The 21,159-nt window shown below is 68.2% G+C and carries 20 protein-coding genes; 9 read left to right on the forward strand and 11 right to left on the reverse strand.

From position 1 onward, the window contains the following. Window positions 1-13 precede the first annotated feature (13 nt). Window positions 14-1,573: a methyl-accepting chemotaxis protein gene (locus tag AC1EJR_RS00990; RefSeq protein ID WP_477146809.1), complete on the reverse strand. Its 1,560-nt coding sequence runs from the start codon at window positions 1,571-1,573 to the stop codon at window positions 14-16. A gap of 291 nt (window positions 1,574-1,864) precedes the next feature. Between AC1EJR_RS00990 and AC1EJR_RS00995 the strand changes: the two genes are divergently transcribed. From AC1EJR_RS00995 to AC1EJR_RS01020, 6 genes are all read left to right on the forward strand, one after another. After that, complete coding sequence (locus AC1EJR_RS00995; protein ID WP_092293909.1) at window positions 1,865-2,518, forward strand: PepSY-associated TM helix domain-containing protein; 654 nt, start codon at window positions 1,865-1,867, stop codon at window positions 2,516-2,518. Window positions 2,519-2,552: 34 nt separating this feature from the next. After that, the gene (locus AC1EJR_RS01000; RefSeq protein WP_092293907.1) at window positions 2,553-3,074 is read left to right on the forward strand and encodes a DUF2271 domain-containing protein; all 522 of its coding nucleotides are present in this window, start codon (window positions 2,553-2,555) and stop codon (window positions 3,072-3,074) included. Between the two features lie 53 nt (window positions 3,075-3,127). Then, a complete protein-coding gene (locus AC1EJR_RS01005; RefSeq protein ID WP_477146810.1) occupies window positions 3,128-3,961 on the forward strand; it encodes a DUF4198 domain-containing protein in 834 nt (277 codons plus the stop codon). Between the two features lie 9 nt (window positions 3,962-3,970). Next, complete coding sequence (locus AC1EJR_RS01010) at window positions 3,971-4,993, forward strand: FAD:protein FMN transferase (RefSeq protein WP_092293902.1); 1,023 nt, start codon at window positions 3,971-3,973, stop codon at window positions 4,991-4,993. Beyond that, the gene (locus tag AC1EJR_RS01015; protein ID WP_477146811.1) at window positions 4,990-6,585 is read left to right on the forward strand and encodes a sulfite reductase subunit alpha; all 1,596 of its coding nucleotides are present in this window, start codon (window positions 4,990-4,992) and stop codon (window positions 6,583-6,585) included. Before AC1EJR_RS01010 ends, AC1EJR_RS01015 begins: the two co-directional genes overlap by 4 nt. A gap of 111 nt (window positions 6,586-6,696) precedes the next feature. Beyond that, window positions 6,697-9,156 carry a penicillin acylase family protein gene (locus AC1EJR_RS01020; protein WP_477146812.1) on the forward strand — a complete coding sequence of 820 codons (2,460 nt, stop codon included), beginning with the start codon at window positions 6,697-6,699 and terminating at the stop codon, window positions 9,154-9,156. 47 nt (window positions 9,157-9,203) lie between these two features. On the opposite strand, the gene AC1EJR_RS01025 is transcribed toward AC1EJR_RS01020, so the two are convergent. Further along, window positions 9,204-9,953 (reverse strand): creatininase family protein, encoded by a 750-nt coding sequence (locus AC1EJR_RS01025; protein ID WP_092293895.1) that lies wholly within the window; start codon window positions 9,951-9,953, stop codon window positions 9,204-9,206. A 20-nt stretch (window positions 9,954-9,973) separates the two neighbouring features. Continuing rightward, window positions 9,974-11,263 (reverse strand): MFS transporter, encoded by a 1,290-nt coding sequence (locus AC1EJR_RS01030; protein ID WP_477146813.1) that lies wholly within the window; start codon window positions 11,261-11,263, stop codon window positions 9,974-9,976. A 141-nt stretch (window positions 11,264-11,404) separates the two neighbouring features. Here AC1EJR_RS01030 and AC1EJR_RS01035 point away from each other — a divergent pair, with 141 nt between their 5' ends. Both AC1EJR_RS01035 and AC1EJR_RS01040 read left to right on the forward strand, forming a co-directional pair. Further along, window positions 11,405-12,334: a LysR family transcriptional regulator gene (locus tag AC1EJR_RS01035; RefSeq protein ID WP_477146814.1), complete on the forward strand. Its 930-nt coding sequence runs from the start codon at window positions 11,405-11,407 to the stop codon at window positions 12,332-12,334. 96 nt (window positions 12,335-12,430) lie between these two features. Then, complete coding sequence (locus AC1EJR_RS01040) at window positions 12,431-12,883, forward strand: DUF2501 domain-containing protein (RefSeq protein WP_092293888.1); 453 nt, start codon at window positions 12,431-12,433, stop codon at window positions 12,881-12,883. Between the two features lie 22 nt (window positions 12,884-12,905). Here AC1EJR_RS01040 and AC1EJR_RS01045 read toward each other — a convergent pair whose 3' ends face one another. The 8 genes from AC1EJR_RS01045 to AC1EJR_RS01080 form a co-directional block, all read right to left on the reverse strand. Further along, entirely contained in the window at window positions 12,906-13,316 is a 411-nt protein-coding gene (locus tag AC1EJR_RS01045; RefSeq protein ID WP_092293886.1) for a VOC family protein, read from the reverse strand. 36 nt (window positions 13,317-13,352) lie between these two features. Continuing rightward, the gene (locus AC1EJR_RS01050) at window positions 13,353-13,802 is read right to left on the reverse strand and encodes a helix-turn-helix transcriptional regulator (protein ID WP_441591269.1); all 450 of its coding nucleotides are present in this window, start codon (window positions 13,800-13,802) and stop codon (window positions 13,353-13,355) included. 42 nt (window positions 13,803-13,844) lie between these two features. After that, window positions 13,845-14,333: a VOC family protein gene (locus AC1EJR_RS01055; protein ID WP_477146815.1), complete on the reverse strand. Its 489-nt coding sequence runs from the start codon at window positions 14,331-14,333 to the stop codon at window positions 13,845-13,847. Window positions 14,334-14,423: 90 nt separating this feature from the next. Beyond that, window positions 14,424-14,975, reverse strand: coding sequence for a dTDP-4-dehydrorhamnose 3,5-epimerase (gene rfbC, locus AC1EJR_RS01060; protein WP_092293868.1), 552 nt, complete (start codon window positions 14,973-14,975; stop codon window positions 14,424-14,426). Between the two features lie 46 nt (window positions 14,976-15,021). Next, entirely contained in the window at window positions 15,022-15,957 is a 936-nt protein-coding gene (gene rfbD / locus AC1EJR_RS01065) for a dTDP-4-dehydrorhamnose reductase (protein ID WP_477146816.1), read from the reverse strand. Further along, on the reverse strand, window positions 15,947-17,020 hold the full coding sequence (rfbB, locus tag AC1EJR_RS01070) for a dTDP-glucose 4,6-dehydratase (protein WP_477113153.1): 1,074 nt from the start codon (window positions 17,018-17,020) through the stop codon (window positions 15,947-15,949). The genes rfbD and rfbB overlap by 11 nt, the downstream gene beginning before the upstream one ends. Before the next feature lie 17 nt (window positions 17,021-17,037). Next, window positions 17,038-17,838 carry a 2OG-Fe(II) oxygenase gene (locus tag AC1EJR_RS01075; RefSeq protein WP_092293862.1) on the reverse strand — a complete coding sequence of 267 codons (801 nt, stop codon included), beginning with the start codon at window positions 17,836-17,838 and terminating at the stop codon, window positions 17,038-17,040. Window positions 17,839-17,859: 21 nt separating this feature from the next. Further along, window positions 17,860-18,915, reverse strand: coding sequence for a GlxA family transcriptional regulator (locus tag AC1EJR_RS01080; protein ID WP_441591272.1), 1,056 nt, complete (start codon window positions 18,913-18,915; stop codon window positions 17,860-17,862). Between the two features lie 533 nt (window positions 18,916-19,448). On the opposite strand from AC1EJR_RS01080, the gene AC1EJR_RS01085 reads away from it, so the two are divergent. Beyond that, entirely contained in the window at window positions 19,449-20,978 is a 1,530-nt protein-coding gene (locus AC1EJR_RS01085) for a mannose-1-phosphate guanylyltransferase/mannose-6-phosphate isomerase (protein WP_477105166.1), read from the forward strand. The last annotated feature ends 181 nt before the right edge of the window (window positions 20,979-21,159 follow it).

Here is a 21,159-nt window from a genome sequence, read left to right on the forward strand (position 1 = left end):
CGAAACACCTGCTTCAGATTGCCCCTGCCAACCTGAACTGCCCCACGGCCCGGTGCAGGGCGTCTGCCTGATCTTCCAGCGACGCCGCTGCGGCCGTGGCTTCCTCCACCAGCGCCGCGTTCTGCTGCGCCATCTGGTCCATTTGCGACACCGCCTGGTTCACCTGCTCGATGCCGCCCGTCTGTTCTTCGGTGGCGGCGCGCATTTCGCCCATCAGGTCGGTCACGCGCTTCACCGCTTCGACGATCTCTTCCATGGCGCGGCCGGCGCCTTCCACCAGCACCGAGCCGTCTTCCACGCGCTGGGCCGAGTTGTCGATCAGGGCCTTGATCTCCTTCGCCGCCGTGGCCGAGCGCTGGGCCAGGCTGCGCACCTCGCCGGCCACCACGGCGAAGCCGCGGCCCTGTTCGCCCGCGCGGGCGGCTTMCACTGCCGCGTTCAGCGCCAKGATGTTGGTCTGGAAGGCGATGCCCTCGATCACGCCGATGATGTCCACCACCTTGCCGGACGCCGCCTTGATCTCGCCCATCGTGCCCACCACCTGGTGCACGATCTGGCCCCCGCGCACGGCGATGTCCGAGGCGCCTTCGGCCAGCCGCGACGCCTGCCGGGCGTTGTCGGCGCTCTGGCGGACCGTGCTCGTCAGCTCCTCCATGCTTGCGGCGGTTTCCTCGAGCGAGGCGGCCTGCTCCTCGCTGCGGCGCGACAGATCCACGTTGCCCGCCGCGATCTGGCGTGCCGCGCCGGCGATCGAATCGGCCGAGCCTCGGATTTGTCCGATGGCCCCGGTCAGGCGCGCCTGCATCTGCTGCATGTTGTAGAGCACGCTTTCGCGGTCGTTGGGCTCGGTTTGCACATGCGAGGCGAGGTCGCCCTCAGCGATGCGCGCCGCGATCTGCGACGTCAGCGCGGGCTCACCGCCCAGCTGCTTCTGCAGGCTGATGGAGACCCGCACCATCACCACGCTCATCAGCGCGCCCACGCCCAGCAGCCAGCCCAGCGCTTCCCAGAGCGACCGGCGGAATTCGGCGTGGATGTCATCGAGGTACAGCCCGGCGATGAAGTCCCAGTCCCACGGTTTGAAGTTCAGCACGTAGCTCAGCTTGGGCTGGGGGGCCTCGGCGCCCGGCTTGGGCCAGAGGTATTCGACGAAGCCGTGGCCCGGGTTCTTGCCCAGCGCGGMGATCTCGCGGAACAGGTAGACCCCGTTGGGGTCCTTCATGTCGCCCATGTTCTTGCCATCCAGCTCCTTCTTGATGGCATGCATGAGCACCACGTGATCCGAACGCATCACGGTGAAATAGCCGTCCGCGCMAAAGCGCAGCGCGCGCACGCGGTCCAGCGCCTGCTTCTGGGCTTCTTCCACCGGCAGCTTGCCGGCCCGCGCCATCGCTTCGTATTCGGTGACGATGGAGTTGGCGACATCGGTGACATGTTCGAGTGACAGCTTGCGGTCCTCGAACCGCAGCGCGCGCATTTCCCAGGCGTTCCAGAGGGTAATGGCCAGCAGGCAGATCCAGCTCAGCACCAGCGGCAGCATGAGCTTTTTTCTCAGGCTGAGATTTTGCAGCATTCGTTTTCCTCCTTTTCCTTGTCTGAACCCGCTCGGGGCGATCGATTTGTCGCCCTCTATGGGTGCCATAACGGCGCGGTCATCAAGGATCTTGATCGGGGGGAAACACTGATAGGGTAAGGTGATGCAAGAGGCGCACGGGGTGTAACGCACCGTAACCATGACAGCGTGTCGACTACGTCATGTCAGATTGCCTCAACAAATGAGAACCATTACCATCTAGGTGTTGCGGCTAATCGACATGCCGCCGCGCCCCCCGCGCGCGCCCCGCGCGCCCCCTTTCTCACCCGCATGACAGACAACCCGCCGGCCTCCGGCCAGCAGCGCCGCGCCTTTTGGCTCAAGCATCTTCATCAATGGCACTGGATCAGTTCCGCGATCTGCCTGATCGGGATGATGCTGTTCGCCATCACCGGCTTCACGCTGAACCATGCCGGCCAGATCGAGGCCCGGCCCAGCGTGGTCACCCGCAGCGAAACCGCACCGCGTGACGTGCTGGCCGCCCTCCGACGCGCGGCCCCGGCCGGCGCCGCCCAGAAGAACGAAAAAGCGCCCGTGCCGCCCGTGCTGGCCCAATGGCTGTCGGAGTCCCTCCATGTGGATGCCGAAGGCCGCGAGGCCGAATGGTCCGCCGATGAACTCTACGTGGCCCTGCCACGCCCCGGCGGCGACGCCTGGGTCAGCGTGGCGCTGGACAGCGGCGAGGTGCAGTTCGAAGCCACCTCGCGCGGCTGGATCTCCTATTTCAACGATCTGCACAAGGGCCGCAACACGGGCCATGCGTGGAGCCTGTTCCTCGATGTGTTCGCCTTCGCATGCCTCGTCTTCAGCCTCACCGGGCTGTTCCTGCTGAAGCTGCACGCCGGTGGCCGCATGGCCACCTGGCCGCTGGTGGGGGCGGGGCTGGTGGTGCCGCTGCTGCTCGCCATCGTGTTCATTCACTGATTTGCATTCCATCCAACCAGAAAAGGTAGTTCCGATGCGCCGACTCCTTACCGTGACCATGACCGGCCTGGCCGCCGCCCCGCTTGCGCCCGCCATGGCCGCCGACCTGAACGTCAAGGTGGATATTCCCCGCCTCACCGTGGCCGAGTACCACCGCCCCTACGTGGCGATGTGGGTGGAGCGCGCCGATCAGAGCCCCGTTTCCACGCTGGCGGTCTGGTACGACGGCAAGAACAAGGACGGCGAAGGCACCAAGTGGCTCAAGGACATGCGCCAGTGGTGGCGCAAGGCGGGCCGGGACATGCAGATGCCGGCCGATGGCATCTCCGGCGCCACGCGTGCGCCGGGCGAGCAGGCGGTGTCGTTCTCCGCCGGCAAGTCGCCGCTCGGCAAGCTGCCCGCCGGCGACTACCAACTGGTGGTGGAGGCCGCGCGCGAAGTCGGGGGCCGCGAACTGGTGCGCGTGCCGTTCACGTGGCCGCCGCAATCCGCGCAGACGGCCCGTGCCAAGGGCGAACACGAACTCGGCGGCGTCACCGTCGAACTGAAGCCCTGACCCGCACCCCATCCGTTCTCACCCCGAATCACTGGATTGACTGGAGCCTGACGATGAACAAGCCTGCCCGCTTCCCGCAACGCCTTGCCATGCGCGCCGCCGTGCTGGCGCTGGCCGCCCTGGCCCCGCTGGCCGCCCACGCCCACCGCCAGTGGCTGCTGCCGTCGGCCACCGTGCTGTCCGGCAACGACGCCTGGGTGACTGTGGACGCCGCCGTCTCCAACGACCTGTTCTACTTCGAACACGTGCCGATGCGGCTCGATAACCTCGTCGTCACCGKCCCGGATGGCGCCGCCGTGAAGGCCGAGAACGCCTCCACCGGCAAGTACCGCAGCACCTTCGACCTGCACCTGACGCAGCCGGGCACCTACCGCGTGGCCGTGGTCAACCAGGGTGTGTTCGCCTCGTGGAAGGAAGGCGGCCAGACCAAGCGCTGGCGCGGCACCGCCGAGGCGCTGGCCAGCAACGTGCCGGCCAACGCGCAGGACCTGCAGGTGACCGAGAACGCCGGCCGCGTGGAAGCCTTCGTGACCGCCGGCAAGCCGTCCAAGCAGGCGCTGTCGACCACGGGCCGCGGCCTGGAGCTGGCCCCGATCACCCACCCGAACGACCTCGTGGCGGGCGATACGGCCAGCTTCCGCCTGCTGCTGGACGGCAAGCCCGCCAGCAACCTGAAGGTGGAGATCGTGCCGGGCGGCATCCGCTATCGCGACAAGCTCAACGACCTGAGCGTCACCACCGACGCGGACGGCAAGTTCAGCATCAAGTGGCCGGCCCCGGGCATGTACTGGATGGAAGCCGATGTCCGCGACGACAAGACCTCGGTCAAGCAGGCCAAGGCCCGCCGCGCGGCCTACGCGGTGACCGTGGAAGTGCTGCCCCAGTAAGACCGATCGATGCCGCGCGTGCTGATTCCCACCTCGCTCTCCGCGCCGCCGCCCACCCCGGCGGCGGGCGGGCGCGTGCGGCAGTGGGCCGGCCAGACCATGGGTACCACGTGGTCGGTGTCGGCGGTGCAGGCGGGCGGGGAGGATGCAAGCATCGGGGATGGCATCGAGGCGGCGATMGAGGCGGTCCTGGCCAACGTCATCGCCCAGATGAGCAACTGGTCCGAGACCTCGGACCTGAGCCGCTTCAACCGCGCTGCCGCCGATGCCTGGGTCACGCTGCCCGAGGATTGCTTCGCGGTGCTCCAGGCCGCGCTGCAGGTGGCGCGCGACAGCGGCGGCGCCTACGATCCGAGCGCCGGTCCGCTGGTGGACCTGTGGGGCTTCGGCCCCGCAGGTCTGGCGCATGCGCGCCAGACCGCGCCCACACCGGACGACGTGGCGCGCGTGCGCCAGCCCTGCGGCTGGCAGCGCATCGAGGTTGATGTGCCGAACCGCCGGGCGCGCCAGCCGGGCGGGCTCGCGCTGGACTTTTGCGCCATCGCCAAGGGGTTTGCTGTCGATGCGGTGTCCCGCCATCTGGACGCCCGCGGCGTCACCGATCATCTGGTCGAGATCGGCGGCGAACTGCGCGGTCAGGGCCTCAAGCCCGACGGCATGCCGTGGTGGGTGGAACTGGAATCGCCCGAGGCGAACGCCCACGGCGCCGCCCGCACGCTGGTGGCGCTGCTCGGGCTGTCCATCGCCACGTCCGGCGACTATCGCCGCTACTTCGAGCAGGACGGCCGACGCTTTGCCCACACCATCGACCCGCGCACCGGCTACCCGGCGGCACACGCGCTGGCTTCGGTGACGGTGATCCACCGGGACTGCATGCTGGCCGATGCCTTGTCCACGGCGCTGACCGTGCTTGGGCCCCAGGCGGGCATGGACTTCGCGCAGCGCCATGCGCTGGCGGCGCGCTTCCTCGTTCGCACGCCGCGCGGCTTCGATGAACTCACCTCGCCGGCATTCGCCGCCATGCTGTCATGACCGTCGCTCGCCTGTGGCCCTGGGTTGTTTGCCTCGCCGGCGTTGCGCTGGCCGTGCTGTCTCCCAGCCGGATGACGATGGCGGCCGGCGTGGTGGCGGCCTATGCGGGCTTCTGCGCCGCCATCCTCGCCCAGCATCGCCGCCGCCGCGCCGCGCGGGCAGCGCTTGTGCCGGATGACAACGGCGCCGGGCGCCCCACGCTGATCGCCTACGCCAGCCAGACCGGCTTCGCCGAGCAACTGGCGACGCAGACCGCCCGCGCGCTGCGAGGCGCCGGCGTGCCGGTGCAACTGCTGTCCTTCGCCGAACTGGACGGTGCGCGGCTGGCCGCGTGCGGGCAGGCGCTGTTCCTGGTCAGCACGACGGGCGAGGGCGATGCGCCCGATACCGCCTCCGGCTTCACGCGCAAGCTGGTGTCCGGCGCCGCGCCGGAGTCGCTGCGGCAGCTCCGCTTCGGCATTCTCGCGCTGGGCGATAGCAGCTACGCGCGCTTCTGCGCCTTCGGGCACACGCTGTCCGGCTGGTTGCAGCGCCATCACGCCCAGCCGCTATTCGACATGGTCGAGGTCGACAACGGTGACCCCGGCGCGCTGCGCCACTGGCAAAACCATCTGTCGGCGCTCGGCGGCGGCGCGGAGATTGCCGACTGGGAGCGCCCGCGCTATGGCCGCTGGCAACTGGTGGAGCGCCGCCTGCTCAACCCCGGCAGTCACGGTGCGCCGGCCTGGCACCTCGCGCTGGTGCCGGAAGATCCGAGCGACCTGGCGTGGACGGCCGGCGATATCGCCGAAGTCGGCCCCTGCCAGCCACCGGACGTCGTGGCGAAGCTGCTGGTCCGTCTCTCCCTCGATGGCGCCACCCCGGTGCGCTGCGACAGCCGCCCGATGACGCTGACCGAGGCGCTGGCCACGCGCCTGCCGCTGCCCGACGCCCATCTCGACACCATGGCCGGCCTGGCCCCGCAGGCGCTGATCGACGCCCTGCCGGCCCTGCCGCACCGCGAATACTCGATTGCCTCGCTGCCCGCCGATGGCCGGCTCGAACTGCTCGTACGCGAGACCCGTCATGACGATGGCCGGTTGGGGCTGGCGTCCGGCTGGCTGACCGTCCATGCCCCCGAGGGCGCGCATATCGCGCTGCGCGTGCGCKCCAATCGCACGTTCCATCCGYCTGCCGATGACCGCCCGCTGATCCTGATCGGCAACGGCACGGGCCTCGCCGGCCTGCGCGCGCTGCTGAAGGCCCGCGCGGCGGCCGGGCATCGGCGCAACTGGCTGCTGTTTGGCGAGCGCTCCGCCGCCCATGACGACTTCCACGGGGCAGAACTGCGCGCGTGGCGGGAACAAGGTGTGTTGCAGCGCATCGACCGCGCGTGGTCGCGCGATGGCGGCGTGCCGCACTACGTGCAGGACGCCGTGACGGCGCAGGCCGACGCCCTCCGCGCGTGGCTGGCCGAAGGCGCGGCGATCTATGTCTGCGGCAGCCTGCAGGGCATGGCGGGTGGCGTGCACGCGGCGCTCGTCGAGATCGTCGGCGAAGACGCGCTGCAGGCGATGACCGAGGACGGGCGCTACCGTCGGGACGTTTACTGAACCTGAAACGCCTGTATTGCGGCAGCGCACGATCGCCGTATCGGCCACATCGGCGCCACATTCGTCTATCCTCATGGGTCCTGATTTAACAGGCCCCGAAGAGGAGACACAATGCTTCACCATTCCCGTCCGCTGCGGCGCGCTGCCGTCGCGCTCGCTTGTCTTGCCACGCTCTTCACGACCACCGCCGCCCTCGCCGCCGGCCCCGACCGCTTCGCGGTGCCGGGGCTGGAGAAGCCGGCCAGCATCCTGATCGACAAATGGGGCGTGCCCCACATCTACGCCGGCACGCTCTACGACGCCTTCTACGCGCAGGGCTTCATGGCCGCGCGCGACCGCCTCTGGCAGATCGACCTCTGGCGCAAGCGCGGGCTCGGCGAGATGGCCAAGGACTTCGGGCCGGCCTATGTCGAAGGCGACCGCATGGCGCGCGCGGTGCTGTTCCGGGGCGATATGTACCGGGAGTGGCTGGCCTACGGCTCCGACGCCAAGCGCGTGGCCGAGGCCTTCGTGGCCGGCGTGAACGCCTACGTGGCGCAGACGGAAGCCAACCCGGCACTGCTGCCGCCCGAGTTCCGCGTGCTGAACTACAAGCCGGCGCTGTGGCGTGCCGAAGACATCGTGCGGATTCGCCACCACGGCCTGACGCTCAATTTCACGGGCGAGATCGACCGCGCGGCGGTGTTCTGCGAGGGCAAGGCCAACGGGGTGCGCGCCGACTGGGTGCGCCGCGAACTCGATCCGCCGGTCGAGCCGAAGCTGCCCGAGGGGCTGGACCCCTGCGCGCTGCCGGTGGCCGAGCTGAAACAGGCCTACGCGCTGGCCACGGCCGCGCCGCGCTTTCCGAAGGAGTGGTGGACACCGGGCGCCAGCAAGGCTGCGGCCGCAGGGGCCGGGAACGTGCCGGTCGACCAGCTCTATGCGATGGTCGATGCGTCGAGTGACACCGGGCGCAGCCTGGGCTCGAACAACTGGGTCATCGCCGGCAGCCGCACCACCACGGGCCGGCCGATCCTCGCCAATGACCCGCACCGCGCGCACGGCGCCCCGAGCCTGCGCTACATCAGCCACCTGAACGCGCCGGGCCTGTCCGTGATCGGCGCCGGCGAGCCGTTCCTGCCGGGCATCTCGATCGGCCATAACGGCACCATCGCCTTCGGCCTGACCCGGTTCTACATGGACCAGGAAGACCTCTACGTCTACGAGACCAACCCGGGCCAGGCGCGCGAGTATCGCTACAAGGGCCGCTGGGAGCCGATGGAAACCGTCACCGAGCAGATCGCGGTGCGCGGGGAGGCCACGCCGCGCACGGTGACCATCGACTACACGCGCCACGGCCCGGTGCTCTACGCCGACGCCAAGACCCAGCGCGCCTGGGTGCTGCGCGCCGCGTGGCTGGACTACGGCATGGCGCCGTATTTCGGGTCGATGGACTACATGCGCGCGCGCAACTGGGACCAGTTCCGTGCGGCGATGAACCGCTGGGGTGCGCCGGGCGAGAATCAGGTCTACGCGGACACCTCGGGCAATATCGGCTGGATTCCGGGCGGGTTGACCGTGAACCGGCCCAACTGGGACGGCCTGACGCCGGTGCCCGGCGATGGCCGCTACGAGTGGGCCGGCTATCGCAACATGGACGAACTGCCGTGGGCGTATAACCCGACGCCGGGCTACGTGGTCACCGCCAACGAGAACAACATCCCGGCCAACCATCCGGCCGCGAAGATTGGTGTGGGCTATGAGTGGAGCGACAGTTCGCGCGCCCAGCGGCTCAAGGCGGTGGTGGGGGCCAAGTCGCGCAGTTCGGTGGCGGACTCGATGGCGTKGCAGAACGACACGGTGTCCCTGCCGGCCCAGCGCGTGGTGGCGCTGCTCAAGCCGCTCAACAGCCCGGACGCGCAGGTCCAGCGCGGGCTGGACCTGCTGCGCAACTGGGACGGCAACGAACGCGCCAACAGCGCGGCGGCGGCGCTGTTCGAGGTCTGGTTCAGCAAGCACCTGCGCACGGCCATCGTGCGCGGGGCGCTGTCGCCGGAAGCGGCCAAGCTGGTGGGCGCGGGCGATGCCACCCGGGTGATCGCGGTGATGGAGCAGCCMGACACCTGGATGACCGTCGAGCGCCGCAACGAGATCATGTTCGCCACACTGAAATCGGCCATGGCCGAGGTGGAGAAGGCGCTCGGGCCGGACCCGGCGGCGTGGCAGTGGGGCAAGCTGCACACCKCCGTGTTCAACCATCCGCTCAACGCCCTTCTCGACCCCGCCCAGCGCCAGCAGTACGACGTGAACGCGGGGCCGATCGGTGGATCGTCGTTCACGCCGATGAACACCAGCTATCGCAACAATGACTTCCAGCTGACCGCCGGGGCCTCGTTCCGGATGGTGCTGGACGTGGGCAACTGGGACGCCTCGCGCGCGGTGAACACGCCGGGGCAGTCGGGCAACCCGGCCAGCCCCCACTACCGCGATCTGGCGCCGCTGTGGGCCAAGGGGGAATACTTCCCGCTGGTCTACACGCGCAAGGCGGTGGAAAAGGCGACCACCGAGCGCGTGGAACTGGTGCCGCGCTGAGCGGCGGGCGGCCCGAGGGGCAACCTCGGGCCAACCTGACGACAACCTCAGGCCGGCGGCCGTTCCTGGCTGAATGCCGCCAGCTCGCGTGCCAGGCTCTGCGCCGCGAGTTCGACCAGCGCGCGGCCCCGTTCGCGCGTGGCCAGCCCCGGGTTGGAGCCCAGCCGGCCGTCAGGGAAGCGGGCGCGGAAGTCCAGCGCATCGCGGATCGGGCCGGACGGGGCGATGGGCGGCGCGTAGTCCGCCGTCTTCACCGACTCCGGGAAGGCCCATTGCGTGATGGCGATCTCGGAGGGCGTGGCGTGCGCGCCATGCCCGGTCGGGAACTGGTCGCGCGCCAGTTCGCCCACGCCTTCCAGATCCCACCAGTTGGCGAGTTTCAGCGCGAAGCCGGCCGGGCGCCGCGCGAAGCTGGCTTCCGCGTACAGCTCCGAGAACGCCGCCTCGATCGAGGCCACATTCCCGCCGTGCCCGTTCAGGAACAGGATCTTCTCGAAACCGTGCAGGGCGAGGGAGCGTACCCAGTCGCCAATCGCGGCGATGAACGTCGACGGGCGCAGCGAGATCGTGCCCGCAAAGGCCAGGTGATGCTGGGCCATGCCGATATTGAAGGTCGGGGCGATCAGGATGTCGGCCGATTTCTCCGCCTCCCGCGCGATGATCTCGGGACACAGCCAGTCGGTGCCCAGCAGGCCGGTCGGGCCGTGCTGCTCGTTGGAGCCGATCGGCACGACGATCGTGCGGCTGCGCTGGAGGAACGATTCGATTTCGGCCCAGGTGGACATGTGCAGTTGCATGGGAATCCTCTTATGGGTGGCTACCGGTGGGCCGGCAGCTTGTTGGTGATGACGATCAGGGCGGCAAGGACAGGCAGCGAAGCCATGACCAGCACGCCGAGGTGCAGGTTGCCGGTGGCGGTCTTGGCCCAGCCGATGATGGCCGGACCCCAGAAGCCGCCGGACAGCCCGATGGTGTTGATCAGCGCGATGCCGCCCGCGGCCGCCGGCCCCTTGAGATAGGCGGGCGGAATCGCCCAGAAGACCGTGTAGGTCATCCACAGCGCCGTGGTGCCCAGCGTCAGCAGCGCCAGCGTCAGGAACAGGTGGCCATCCGCAAGCGTCGAGGCCGCCAGCAGCACGCCGCCGGCCAGCGCGGGCACCGCGCAGTGGAAGCGCCGCTCGTTCTTGCGGTCCGAGCGCCGGCCCATGTAATACATCCCGAAGGCCGCGCCGATATAAGGCACCGCCGCGTACCAGCCGAGCTGCACGGTATCCGTCACGCCCTGCGCCTTGATCAGGGTGGGCAGCCAGAAGCTGATGGCGTAGATCGCCGCGATGATGCAGAAGTAGGCGAAGGCCAGCACATAGATGCGCTTGTCGCGCGCCACGGCCCGGAACGAGTGGCTGTGGGCGKCGCCGACATGGCCGAGATCGGCCTCCAGCATGCGGCGCTCCTGATCGGTCAGCCAGGTGGCCTCGGACGGCTTGTTCGGCACCAGCTTCAGCGCCAGCAGGCCCAGCACCACGCAGGGCAGGCCCTCCACCAGGAACATCCATTGCCAGCCGGCGAGGTTGCCGGCGCCGGCGAGCGAGGTCATCAGCCACGCCGAGGCCGGCGCGCCGAGAATGCCGCCGATCGGCCCGGCCAGGAAGACGATGGCGATGGCCCGCGCCATGCGCTGCGGCCCGTACCAGCACGACAGGTAATAGATCATCCCCGGTGCGAAGCCTGCTTCGAAGATGCCGAGCAGGAAGCGCATGGCGTAGAACATCGGCACATCGCGCACGAACAGCATGCAGGCCGAGGTAATGCCCCACAGCACCAGGATGCGGCTGAAGGTCTTGCGCGCGCCAATGCGCGGCAGCATCAGGTTGCTCGGGATCTCGAACAGCACGTAGCCGATGAAGAAGATGCCCGCGCCCACGCCGTAGGCCGCGTCCGAGAAGCCCAGGTCGCTCTGCATCTGGAGCTTGGCGAAGCCGATATTGACGCGGTCCAGGTAGGCGAACAGGTAGCAGATCAGCAGAAAGGGCAGCAATCGCCAGTTGATCTTGCTGTACAGCGCGGACGTGTCGTCGACTGCACTTTCTTGGGGGATGGCTAGCATTGCTTGTCTCCAGTCTGTCTCTGTTCTCTCTACGGGTGCCCTGCGTGGGGTCTCTCGATAGTGGCAGCGGCGCGCCCACCTACCAACAGCAACAAAGTTCACGTATCGTTGCCCCTCAGGCAACGCAAGGGATACGGCGAGATGCGCGAGATCAATCAGCAGCGGTTGCGGTACTTCCGGGAGGTGATGGCGCACGGGACGATCCGGGGTGCGGCGGAGCACCTCAACACGTCACCGTCGGTTATCACCCGGCAGATCCGGCTGCTGGAGGACGAACTGGGGTCGACGCTGTTCGAGCGCCAGCCGCGCGGGCTGCGGCCCACGGAGGCGGCGGCGCATCTGCTCGAGTTCTGGCGCGGCTATCGCTCGCACCAGGAGAAGCTGGAGGATCAGCTCCACGCCTTGCAGGGGCTCCAGCAGGGCGAGGTGCGGCTGGTCATCAGCGAGGGGTTTGCCGATGCGCTGGTCAACGAGGTGCTGGCGCCGTTCTGCGCGCGCTATCCGAAGCTCGAGATCCACATGGTCAGCCTGCCCGTGGACGACGTGCTGAACGAGGTGGCCGAGAGCCGCGCCCATATCGGCCTGGCCTACAACCCACCGCCGCACCCGCGCGTGGAATACCGCGCCAGCGTGGCCCAGTCGGTGGTGCTGCTGGTGCGGCGCGATCACCCGCTGGCGCTGCGTGGCGGCCCGGCGAGCATCGCCGACATGCAGGCCTACCCGCTGGCGCTGATGCCGMCGTCGTTCGGCATCGGCCATGCGGCCAAGATGCTGGAGTTCGCCGAGAACATCTCGATCCACGCCACGCTGACCACCAACTCGCTGCCGGCGCTCAAGCAGATCGTGGCGTACGAGAACTTCATGACGCTGATCGGCGAGTTCGCGGCCTACCGGGAGATCGCGGCCGGGCAACTGGCCGTGGTGCCCATCGACCATCCGCTGTTCCGGGGCACGCAGGCCCGGGTGCTGGTCAAGGCCGGCCGGCCGCTGCCGGGCGCGGCGCTGGCGCTACTCGCGCAGATCACGGATGGGATGTCGATGTTCCGGGGACATGCGTCGCATGACGCATAAGCCACACGGGATCTCAAAAACGTTCAGATCGGATCCGGCGGACGGCGGCATATAGTGGTGAGGCCACTCCCGGCATGACCGGACAAGGAGTCTCGCATGGCCAAAATTTCCGTCCCCGCTACGCTGCGCCGCGCCGCGTGGCTGACCCTTCCCGCGTGCTGCGTCGCGCTCTCCGCCCTCTCGGGCGTGGCCCACGCGCAGCTCGGCGACATGATGAAGTCGGCCCCCACCGGGGCGATCGGCGACATCAGCGGGATGTCGATGTCATCGCTCACCGCCGGCAGCGCCGGCAACGCCGCCGGGGTGATCGAATATTGCATGAAGAACAACTACCTCAACGCCGACTCGGCAACTTCGGCGGTGAAGGACAAGCTGCTGGGCTCCGTGCCGGGCGGCACCAAGGACGCCGGCTACAGCGACGGCTCGCGCGGCGTGCTTTCCACCAGCAACGGCCGGCAACTCGACCTCAGCAACACGGCCGCCATGAAGGCCGAGGTCAAGAAGCAGGTCTGCGACAAGATCCTCGCGCAGGGCAAGTCGATGCTGTGAGGCGGGGCGGGCCCGCCCGATCTTACTTCAGCTGCTGGATGCGGATCATGTTGCCGGCCGGGTCGCGCACGCCCAGGTCGCGCACGCCGTAGGGCTGGTCGGTCGGTTCCTGGACGATCTCGGCGTCCCAGTCCTGCAGGCGCTGGAAGGCGGCGTCGAGGTCCGTCGCGCCAAGCAGCAGCATGGCGTAGGTGCCCTTGGCCATCATTTCGGCGATGGTGCGCTTTTCGTCGTCGGTGACGCCCGGCGTGGCGTTGGGCGGAAACAGGACGATGGAGGTCTCGGGTTTGCCCTTCGGGCCGACMGTGATCCAGCGGTTGCCGCCGAAGGCGACGTCCTTGCGGATTTCGAAGTCGAGCGCGTCCCGGTAGAAGGCCAGCGAGGTTTCCGGGTCGGTGTGGGGCAGGAAGGCCGAGTGAATGCTGAGGTCCATGAGGGGTTTCCGTTTCCGTGTTGGGGTCCAGGCAGTCTAGGCCGGCTGCTTTTTCGGCGCTTCTCGATTCCTGATCGGTCGCGTGACCTGCCGGGCGACGCAGGGCGGCATGCCCTCGGCCTCGCCGGCGGCCTCGCGCCGGTAGCGGCTCGGCGAGACCCCGACCAGTTCGGTGAACCGGGTGCTGAAGGTGCCCAGCGATGAACATCCCACCTCGAAGCAGACCTCGGTGACGCTGAGGTCGCCCCGGCGCAGCAGCGCCATCGCGCGTTCGATGCGCCGCGTCATCAGGTAGGCATAGACGGATTCGCCATAGGCCAGCCGGAACTGGCGGCTGAGGTGGCCCGCCGACATGTGGACACCCTGCGCGAGCGCCTCGACGTCCAGCGGCTGGGCATACTCGCGGTCGATGCGATCACGCACGCGGCGCAGGCGGGCGAGGTCCCGGAGAGTGGTATCGGAGGGAATATTGGCGGCGACGGGCATCGGGCCATGCTGCCATGCCCGCCGGGGGGATTCAACCCGGCATCACTTGCCGTCCCCGCGGATGGCCGCCTCGATCTTGGCGATGTCGATCTTCTTCATCGTCATCATCGCGTTAAACGCCCGTTTGGCCAGCGCCTTGTCCGGGCTGGTGACGGCCTCGACCAGCACGCGCGGCGAGATCTGCCACGACAGGCCCCATTTGTCCTTGCACCAGCCACAGGCGCTCTCCTGCCCGCCATTGCCGACGATGGCGTTCCACAGGCGGTCGGTTTCGGCCTGGTCTTCCGTGGAAATCTGGAACGAGAAGGACTCGTTGTGCTGGAAGTGCGGGCCGCCGTTCAGGCCGACGCAGKGAATGCCGGCGACGGTGAACTCGACGGTGAGCACATCGCCCTCCTTGCCGTCCGGATAGTCGCCCGGCGAGCGGTGGACGGCGCCCACCGCGCTGTCGGGGAAGGTCTTGGCATAGAAATTGGCGGCATCGAGCGCGTCGCGGTTGTACCACAGGCAAATGGTGTTCTTGCTGCTCATGCGGGTCTCCTTTGGGGTTCGACCAACACCTCGGTGCGCGCCGCAGCACGGGCGCCGTTGGCCTCGCTCCATTGTATGACCGCATCCCCCTCAGGCAAAAACCTCCGCCTCCCGCAGCGCCTTGCCGCCCGCGTCCTTCGCCGCGAGCAATGGCTCGCCCTGGAGCGGCCAGTCGATGTGGAGCGTGCTGTCGCGCCAGAGCAGGGAGCGCTCGTGCTCGGGGTACCAGGTGTCCGTGGTCTTGTAGAGGAACTCGGCATAGTCCGAGGTGACCACGAAGCCGTGCGCGAAGCCTTCGGGCACCCAGAGCTGGCGCTTGTTGGTGGCCGAGAGCGTCACGCCCACCCACTTGCCGAAGGTGGGCGAGCTGCGGCGCAGGTCCACCGCCACATCGAATACCTCCCCCATCACCACGCGTACCAGCTTGCCCTGCGGATGGCGCACCTGGTAGTGCAGCCCCCGCAGGACGTTGCGTGCCGAGCGCGAATGGTTGTCCTGGACGAAGTTGGTCTTCACCCCGGTCAGGGCCTCGAACTCGGGGCCGTTGAAGCTCTCGTAGAAGAAACCGCGATCGTCGCCGAACACTTTTGGTTCGATGACCAGCACGTCGGGAATATCGGTTCGGGTCACGTTCATGGTCATGGGGGGCTCCAGGCTGACAGGCGGAAAGGCTCACAGGCGGAAAGGCTTACGGGCGCAGTTGGTCCAGCAGCAGGTGCAGCCCGTCCTGCCAGTCGGGCAGGTGGATGCCGAACGTGCGGCGCAGCTTGCTGGTATCGAGGCGCGAATTTGCCGGGCGCGGCGCCGGCAGCGGATAGTCGGTGGCGGGAATGGGGGCGATGCGCGCCGGGTCCGCCTTCAGCGGGAAGCCATGCGCGGCGGCGTAGCGGATCACTTCCGTGGCGTAGCCGTGCCAGCTGGTTTCCCCGGCGGCGGCCAGATGGTAGATGCCGGCCGGGAACGCCGCGCGGTTGCCGGCCAGCCAGTGGCGGGCCACGACCTGAGCGGTGACATCGGCGACGAGCGCGGCGGTGGTCGGGGCGCCGAACTGGTCCGCCACCACGCGCAGGCTGTCGCGCTCGGCGCCGAGCCGCAGCATGGTGCGGGCGAAATTGGCGCCATGCGCACCGGCCACCCAGCAGGTCCGCAGGATCAGCGCCGGCGCGTMCACGGCAGCGATGGCCTGCTCCCCGGCGAGCTTGCTCCGGCCGTAGACCGAGAGCGGGCCGGTCGGGTCGCTCTCTATATAGTAAGCACCGGCTTTTGCCCCATCGAACACATAGTCGGTCGAGTAGTGCACCAGCAGGCTGCCGTGCGCGCGGGCCGCTTCCGCCAGCACGCCGACGGCCTTGCCGTTGATCAGGAAGGCGGTGTCGCGCTCGGTCTCCGCCTCCGCCCGGTCCACGGCGGTGTAGGCGGCAGCGTTGACGATCACGTCGGGGCGGACTTCGCGCACCACGCGCCGGAGTTGGTCGAGGTCCGACAGGTCGCAGCCGGCGCGGTCCAGCGCCACCACGCGGCCCAGCGGCGCCAGGCTGCGGCGCAGCTCGAAGCCGACCTGGCCGTTGCTGCCGGTGACCAGCAGGGTGGGGATCTCCCGATCATTGGGGGCGTCAGGCGGCATATTGCCTCGCCACCCAGTTGCGGTACTCGCCAGAGGTCACGTCCTTGACCCAGCCGGGGTTGTCCAGATACCACTGCACGGTCTTGCGCAGGCCGGTCTCGAAGGTCTCGGCGGGCCGCCAGCCCAGTTCGCGCTCCAGCTTGCGGGCGTCGATGGCGTAGCGGCGGTCGTGGCCGGGGCGGTCGCCGATAAAGGTGATCTGCTGGCGGTAGGAGCCGCTCGCCTTCGGGCGCAGCGCGTCGAGCAGGTCGCAGAGCGTGTGCACCACGTCCAGGTTGGTCTTCTCGTTCCAGCCGCCGATGTTGTAGGTCTCGCCGACCTTGCCGCGCGCCAGCACCGTGCGGATGGCGGTGCAGTGGTCGCCCACGTAGAGCCAGTCGCGCACGTTGAGGCCGTCGCCGTAGACCGGCAGGGCACGGCCGGACAGCGCGTTGGTGATCATCAGCGGGATCAGCTTCTCGGGGAAGTGGTAGGGGCCGTAGTTGTTCGAGCAGTTCGTGGTCAGCACCGGCAGCCCGTAGGTGTGGTGGTAGGACCGGACGAGGTGGTCCGACGCCGCCTTGGAGGCCGAGTAGGGGCTATTGGGCTGGTAGGCCGTGGTCTCCGAGAACGGCGGGTCGTCGGCGCCGAGCGAGCCGAACACCTCGTCGGTGGAGACGTGCAGGAAGCGGAAGTGGTCGGCATCGGCCGCATTCAGGCGCCCCCAATAGGCCCGGGCGGCTTCCAGCAGCGTGAAGGTGCCGACCACATTGGTCTGGATGAAGGCGCCCGGGTCGGCGATGGAGCGGTCCACGTGGCTCTCCGCCGCGAAGTGCACCACGGCCTGGGGCCGGTGGGTGGCCAGCAGCGCGTCCAGCGCGGCCCGGTCGCAGATATCGGTCTGGGAGAAGACGTGGCGGGACTGGCCCCCCTCGACGTCAACGGCGGCCAGGCTGCGCCGGTTGCCCGCGTAGGTCAGCTTGTCGACGTTGACGATGCGGTCGGCGTGGTGCCGGCGCAGCCAGTCGAGCACGAAATTGCTGCCGATGAAGCCGGCGCCGCCGGTAACGAGGAGGGTTGCCATCGTAGTTCGCCTGTCTGCTATCGCCCGACAATCCGCTTGGCCAGCGCCTTGGCGTACGGGGGCGTCATGCCATGCAGGATGTCTCGCGCGGTGATGGTGAAGCGCTCGCCCGGCCGGGCGTGGAAGCGCGTGGTGTGTTCCTCGGAGGCCTGGTCCGGGCGGCCGTTGGTGTAGTAATAGAGCGCGATCGAGCGCCGCGTGACCCCGGGCGGGCAGGCCAGCGGCACCGGGTGGCCGTGCCACGAGCACTCGTTGGTGCTGAAGACCACCAGCCGGTTGCCGATGGGCGAGATGTTCTGCACGCAGTGCTGGACTTCCTCGTCCCATAGCTGGAGATGGCCGGCCCAGTTGTCGTCCCACTCGTCATTCAGGTACAGCAGCACGTTGAGGCGCCGGTCCAGCTTCCACTCGAGGTGGTAGTTGTAGTCGATATGGAGCCCGAGGCGGCCGCCCGGCAGCGTCTGGTGCAGCCCGCCGCCGTGCAGGTGGGGGTCCGGCACCAGCCCCTGGATGCCCGAAAGCTGCTCCAGGAAGCGGATGAAGCCGGGACTGTTGAACTCGACGATCAGGGACCGCAGCGCGGGCGGAATCGCGTAGAAGTCCTGGATCTGGAGCTTCAGGTTCTCGGCGGCGGAGCGGAAGGTGAACCACACCTTCTCGTCGGCGCTGGGGAAGGCGGCGCTGGCCTCGCGGTAGATGCCGTCGTCCAGGAAGTTATCGATACAGACATGCGGAAACGGCGCGGCGGCACTGTACGACTCAGAAAGCTCGCGCGAGATCCAGTCMAGCTTTGCAACATCCAGCAGATCTTGGTGCATGACTCTTGCCTCCTCCTGTGGCTAGGCTGCGTCTGGCAGCGCGGTCTTGTCKAGATTGCGGTACGCGGTGGGGGACAGCTCGAAGCGTTTTCGGAAGATCTTGGCCAGGCGGTCGCCGTTGCCCATGCCGCAGCGGCGGGCGATCTTGTCCACCGGCAGGTCGGTTTCCTTGAGCAGCCGGCAGATCATCTCCAGCCGGGCGCGGATCAGGTATTCGGAGGGGGTCATGCCCAGCGCGCACTTGAAGCGGCGCAGGTAGTTGCGCTCGCTCATGGCGGCGATGCGGGCGGCGTCGGCCACGGAGATCTCTTCCGCGTAGTGCGCGGTGATCCAGCGGGCCGAGGCGCGCACTTTCTCCAGCGCTTCGGAGGAGGCGGCGATGTCGGGGACGTCGTCGGGTTCGGGGGTTTCCTGGCGGGCCAGGGGGGTGTCGCGCTGCGGGGCCAGGCGGCGGGCCACTTCGGTCGCCATCACGAAACCGAGGTCGAACTCGATCTGTGCCAGCGCCATGTCGGCGGCCGAGGGCATCACGTCCGGCGCGGAGACGGCGCCATCGCGGCACCAGAACACGGACGAGGTGACGTGGCTGATCCCGGCTACCTCGTCCACCTCGACAATCTTCTGGGGAACGGCGCGCGATACGCGGGGCTGGGCGGGCTGGGTGCGCTGGCCGCTCCGGGGGCTGCGCTCCAGTACCGAGGCGCTCACCTCGATCATGGCGTTCATCAGGCGGGCATCGCGCTCGCCGGACGGCTCGCGCTCGCTGCAGCCGATGAAGATGGCGTTGAAGCCACGCTGGCCCAGCACGTCCAGCCCCTGCGTCCAGACCCGCACCGAGGATGAGCAGGCGACGATGCCGCCCCGGTGGGACAGCAGGGACAACTGGTAGGCGGGTCGGCCGGTGCGCTGCAGGGCGATTTCGTTCGCCATGCGGAACGCCTCGGCAATGATGCCGGCGGTCAGCAGGGAGCAGCCATCGAACAGCATCAGGCCGATGCGCAGGATCTCGCGCTGGCCGGTCATCGGGATCGGGCCGATGGTGCGCATCGGCGTTGGCGACTCGACAAGGTATTCCATAGCCACTTGCTCCCCTGATGTCGAATAAGAAAACCGCATCTGCTGCGTTGCATCATAACGAATATAACCTGGCGGGAAAATCCGGCTGGCCGATAACTGCGCGATGTTGGCGGAACATGACGTGTACGCCGTCGCATAAAGGAGAATAAGCGGCGCCGCCGCCATCCGCTGTTTCCAAGGTGAATCACTATTTTCATTTGAATGCGCGGAAACGCACGAAGCGCTGTCGCCGAATAGCCGCAATCCCTTGTGTGCACGGGCTTAGGGCATTGCGATGAACTAAATACATGCATCGCCGCATATTGGTGCGGGATATTGTAAATATGCCGTGCCGATTCATCATTTTGATATTCGGCCAGTGTTTTGTCTGGTCAAAGTGGAGGCTTAATTACTTTCAAAAGTGTTACGCCTTCATTATTCGGACAAAGATTCTGCATTTTCCGCCGCGCGGTCAGATCTGCTTTTTCGGGCATCTATGCTTCGCTGCAACAAACGGCCTTTCGCCAGTTGCAGCCCCCCGGACAGGAGCAGACATGCGTACTACGGACACCACGATCGAATCCACGGACCTCATCACGGACACCGCGGATATCGCGATAGCGGCGCCCGCCGTACGCACGCGGCTCGCCGCAGTGGTGCTCGCCGGCGGCTCGGGCACCCGGCTCTGGCCCCTCTCGCGCAAGCACTTTCCCAAGCAACTGATCGACGTCCTTGGCGGTGACACGCTGCTCCAGACCACTGCGCGCCGGCTGGCCGGGCTGGTGGAGGGGGGCGGTGCGATGGGTGAGATGGCGCCGATCATCGTCTGTGGCGAAGCGCACCGCTTCATGACCGCCCAGCAGCTGACCGAAGCCGGCGTGGTGGCGCGCATCGTGGTGGAGCCGACCGGGCGCAACACCGCTCCGGCCCTGACCCTGGCCGCGCTGCTTGCCTGCGCGGAGGGCGACGACTGCATTCTCGTGGCCATGCCGGCCGACCATGTGATCGCGGACAACGCCGCCTTCCAGCAGGCCGTGCTGCGCGCAGCGGGGTTTGCCGAGCAGGGCGCGATGGTCACGCTCGGCGTGCCGCCGACGCGCGCCGATACCGGGTTTGGCTACATCCGACTGGGCGCGTCGCTCGACGATGCCGCGCGCCGGATCGACGCCTTCGTGGAAAAGCCCGCCGCCGAACTGGCGGCGCAGTACGTGGCCTCGGGCGAGTACTGGTGGAACAGCGGCATCTTCGTGGTGCGCGCCAGCACCTGGCTGCGCACGCTGCAACAGCTCCAGCCGGCCATGCACGCGGCCTGCGCGGATGCCTTCGCCACCGGCCGCAGCGACGGCGCGGTGTTCCATCCCCATGCAGCGGCGTTCGCGGCGGTGCCGTCGGACTCCATCGACTACGCGGTGATGGAGCAACTCGCGCGCGCCGATGGCGTGCCGGGCGTGGTCGTGCCGCTGGACGCCGGCTGGTCCGACCTCGGCTCCTGGGACGCCGTGTGGGACGCCATCGACAAGGATGGCGAAGGCAACGCCGCCCGGGGCCGCGTGCTGTTCGAGGGCGCCACCTCCTGCTACGCCCATTCCGAGGGCCGCTTGGTCGCGTGCGTGGGCACCACCAACGTGATCGTGGTGGAGACCGCCGACGCCGTGCTCGTGGTGGACCGCTCCCATGTGCAGGGCGTGAAGGGGCTGGTCGAGCGGATCGCGCGCCAGCGGGGCACCGAGGCGGACTCCCACCGCAAGGTGCAGCGGCCCTGGGGCTGCTACGACTCGCTCGACACCGGCGAGCGCTTCCAGGTCAAGCACATCGTCGTGCGCCCGGGCGCCAAGCTCTCGCTGCAACTGCACCACCATCGCGCCGAACACTGGACCGTGGTGCGCGGCACCGCGCTCGTCACCCGTGGCGAAGAGCAGTTCCTGCTCAGCGAAAACGAATCCACCTACATCCCGATCGGCACCACGCATCGGCTCGAGAACCCCGGAAAGCTGCCGCTCGAGATCATCGAAGTGCAGTCCGGCGCCTATCTCGGCGAAGACGACATCGTGCGCATCGAGGACACCTACGGGCGCTGCGCCTAGACCCCCTGACCACCTGAAAACAGTCGCCGCGCGGCCGCCCAGCCGGCCGACGCGCGCCTCCTGGAGACATCGATCGCAAGTTAACCCTGGCCACGGGAGAGTCGCCATGTTCCAAGCTTTCAAATCGCTGTTCACCGAGTCCGGCGTCGCCACCCGCCGCCTGACGCCCCCCGTGCCCGGC

This window comes from Cupriavidus sp. 05T42 (assembly GCF_056396345.1).

Excerpts from the sequence above, each read along its gene's own strand:
- AC1EJR_RS00995 (WP_092293909.1), top strand. The coding sequence starts at position 1,865 with ATGACAGACAACCCGCCGGCCTCCGGCCAGCAGCGCCGCGCCTTTTGG.
- AC1EJR_RS01000 (WP_092293907.1), top strand. The coding sequence starts at position 2,553 with ATGCGCCGACTCCTTACCGTGACCATGACCGGCCTGGCCGCCGCCCCG.
- AC1EJR_RS01025 (WP_092293895.1), bottom strand. The coding sequence starts at position 9,953 with ATGCAACTGCACATGTCCACCTGGGCCGAAATCGAATCGTTCCTCCAG.
- AC1EJR_RS01040 (WP_092293888.1), top strand. The coding sequence starts at position 12,431 with ATGGCCAAAATTTCCGTCCCCGCTACGCTGCGCCGCGCCGCGTGGCTG.
- AC1EJR_RS01050 (WP_441591269.1), bottom strand. The coding sequence starts at position 13,802 with ATGCCCGTCGCCGCCAATATTCCCTCCGATACCACTCTCCGGGACCTC.
- rfbC (WP_092293868.1), bottom strand. The coding sequence starts at position 14,975 with ATGACCATGAACGTGACCCGAACCGATATTCCCGACGTGCTGGTCATC.
- rfbB (WP_477113153.1), bottom strand. The coding sequence starts at position 17,020 with ATGGCAACCCTCCTCGTTACCGGCGGCGCCGGCTTCATCGGCAGCAAT.
- AC1EJR_RS01085 (WP_477105166.1), top strand. The coding sequence starts at position 19,449 with ATGCGTACTACGGACACCACGATCGAATCCACGGACCTCATCACGGAC.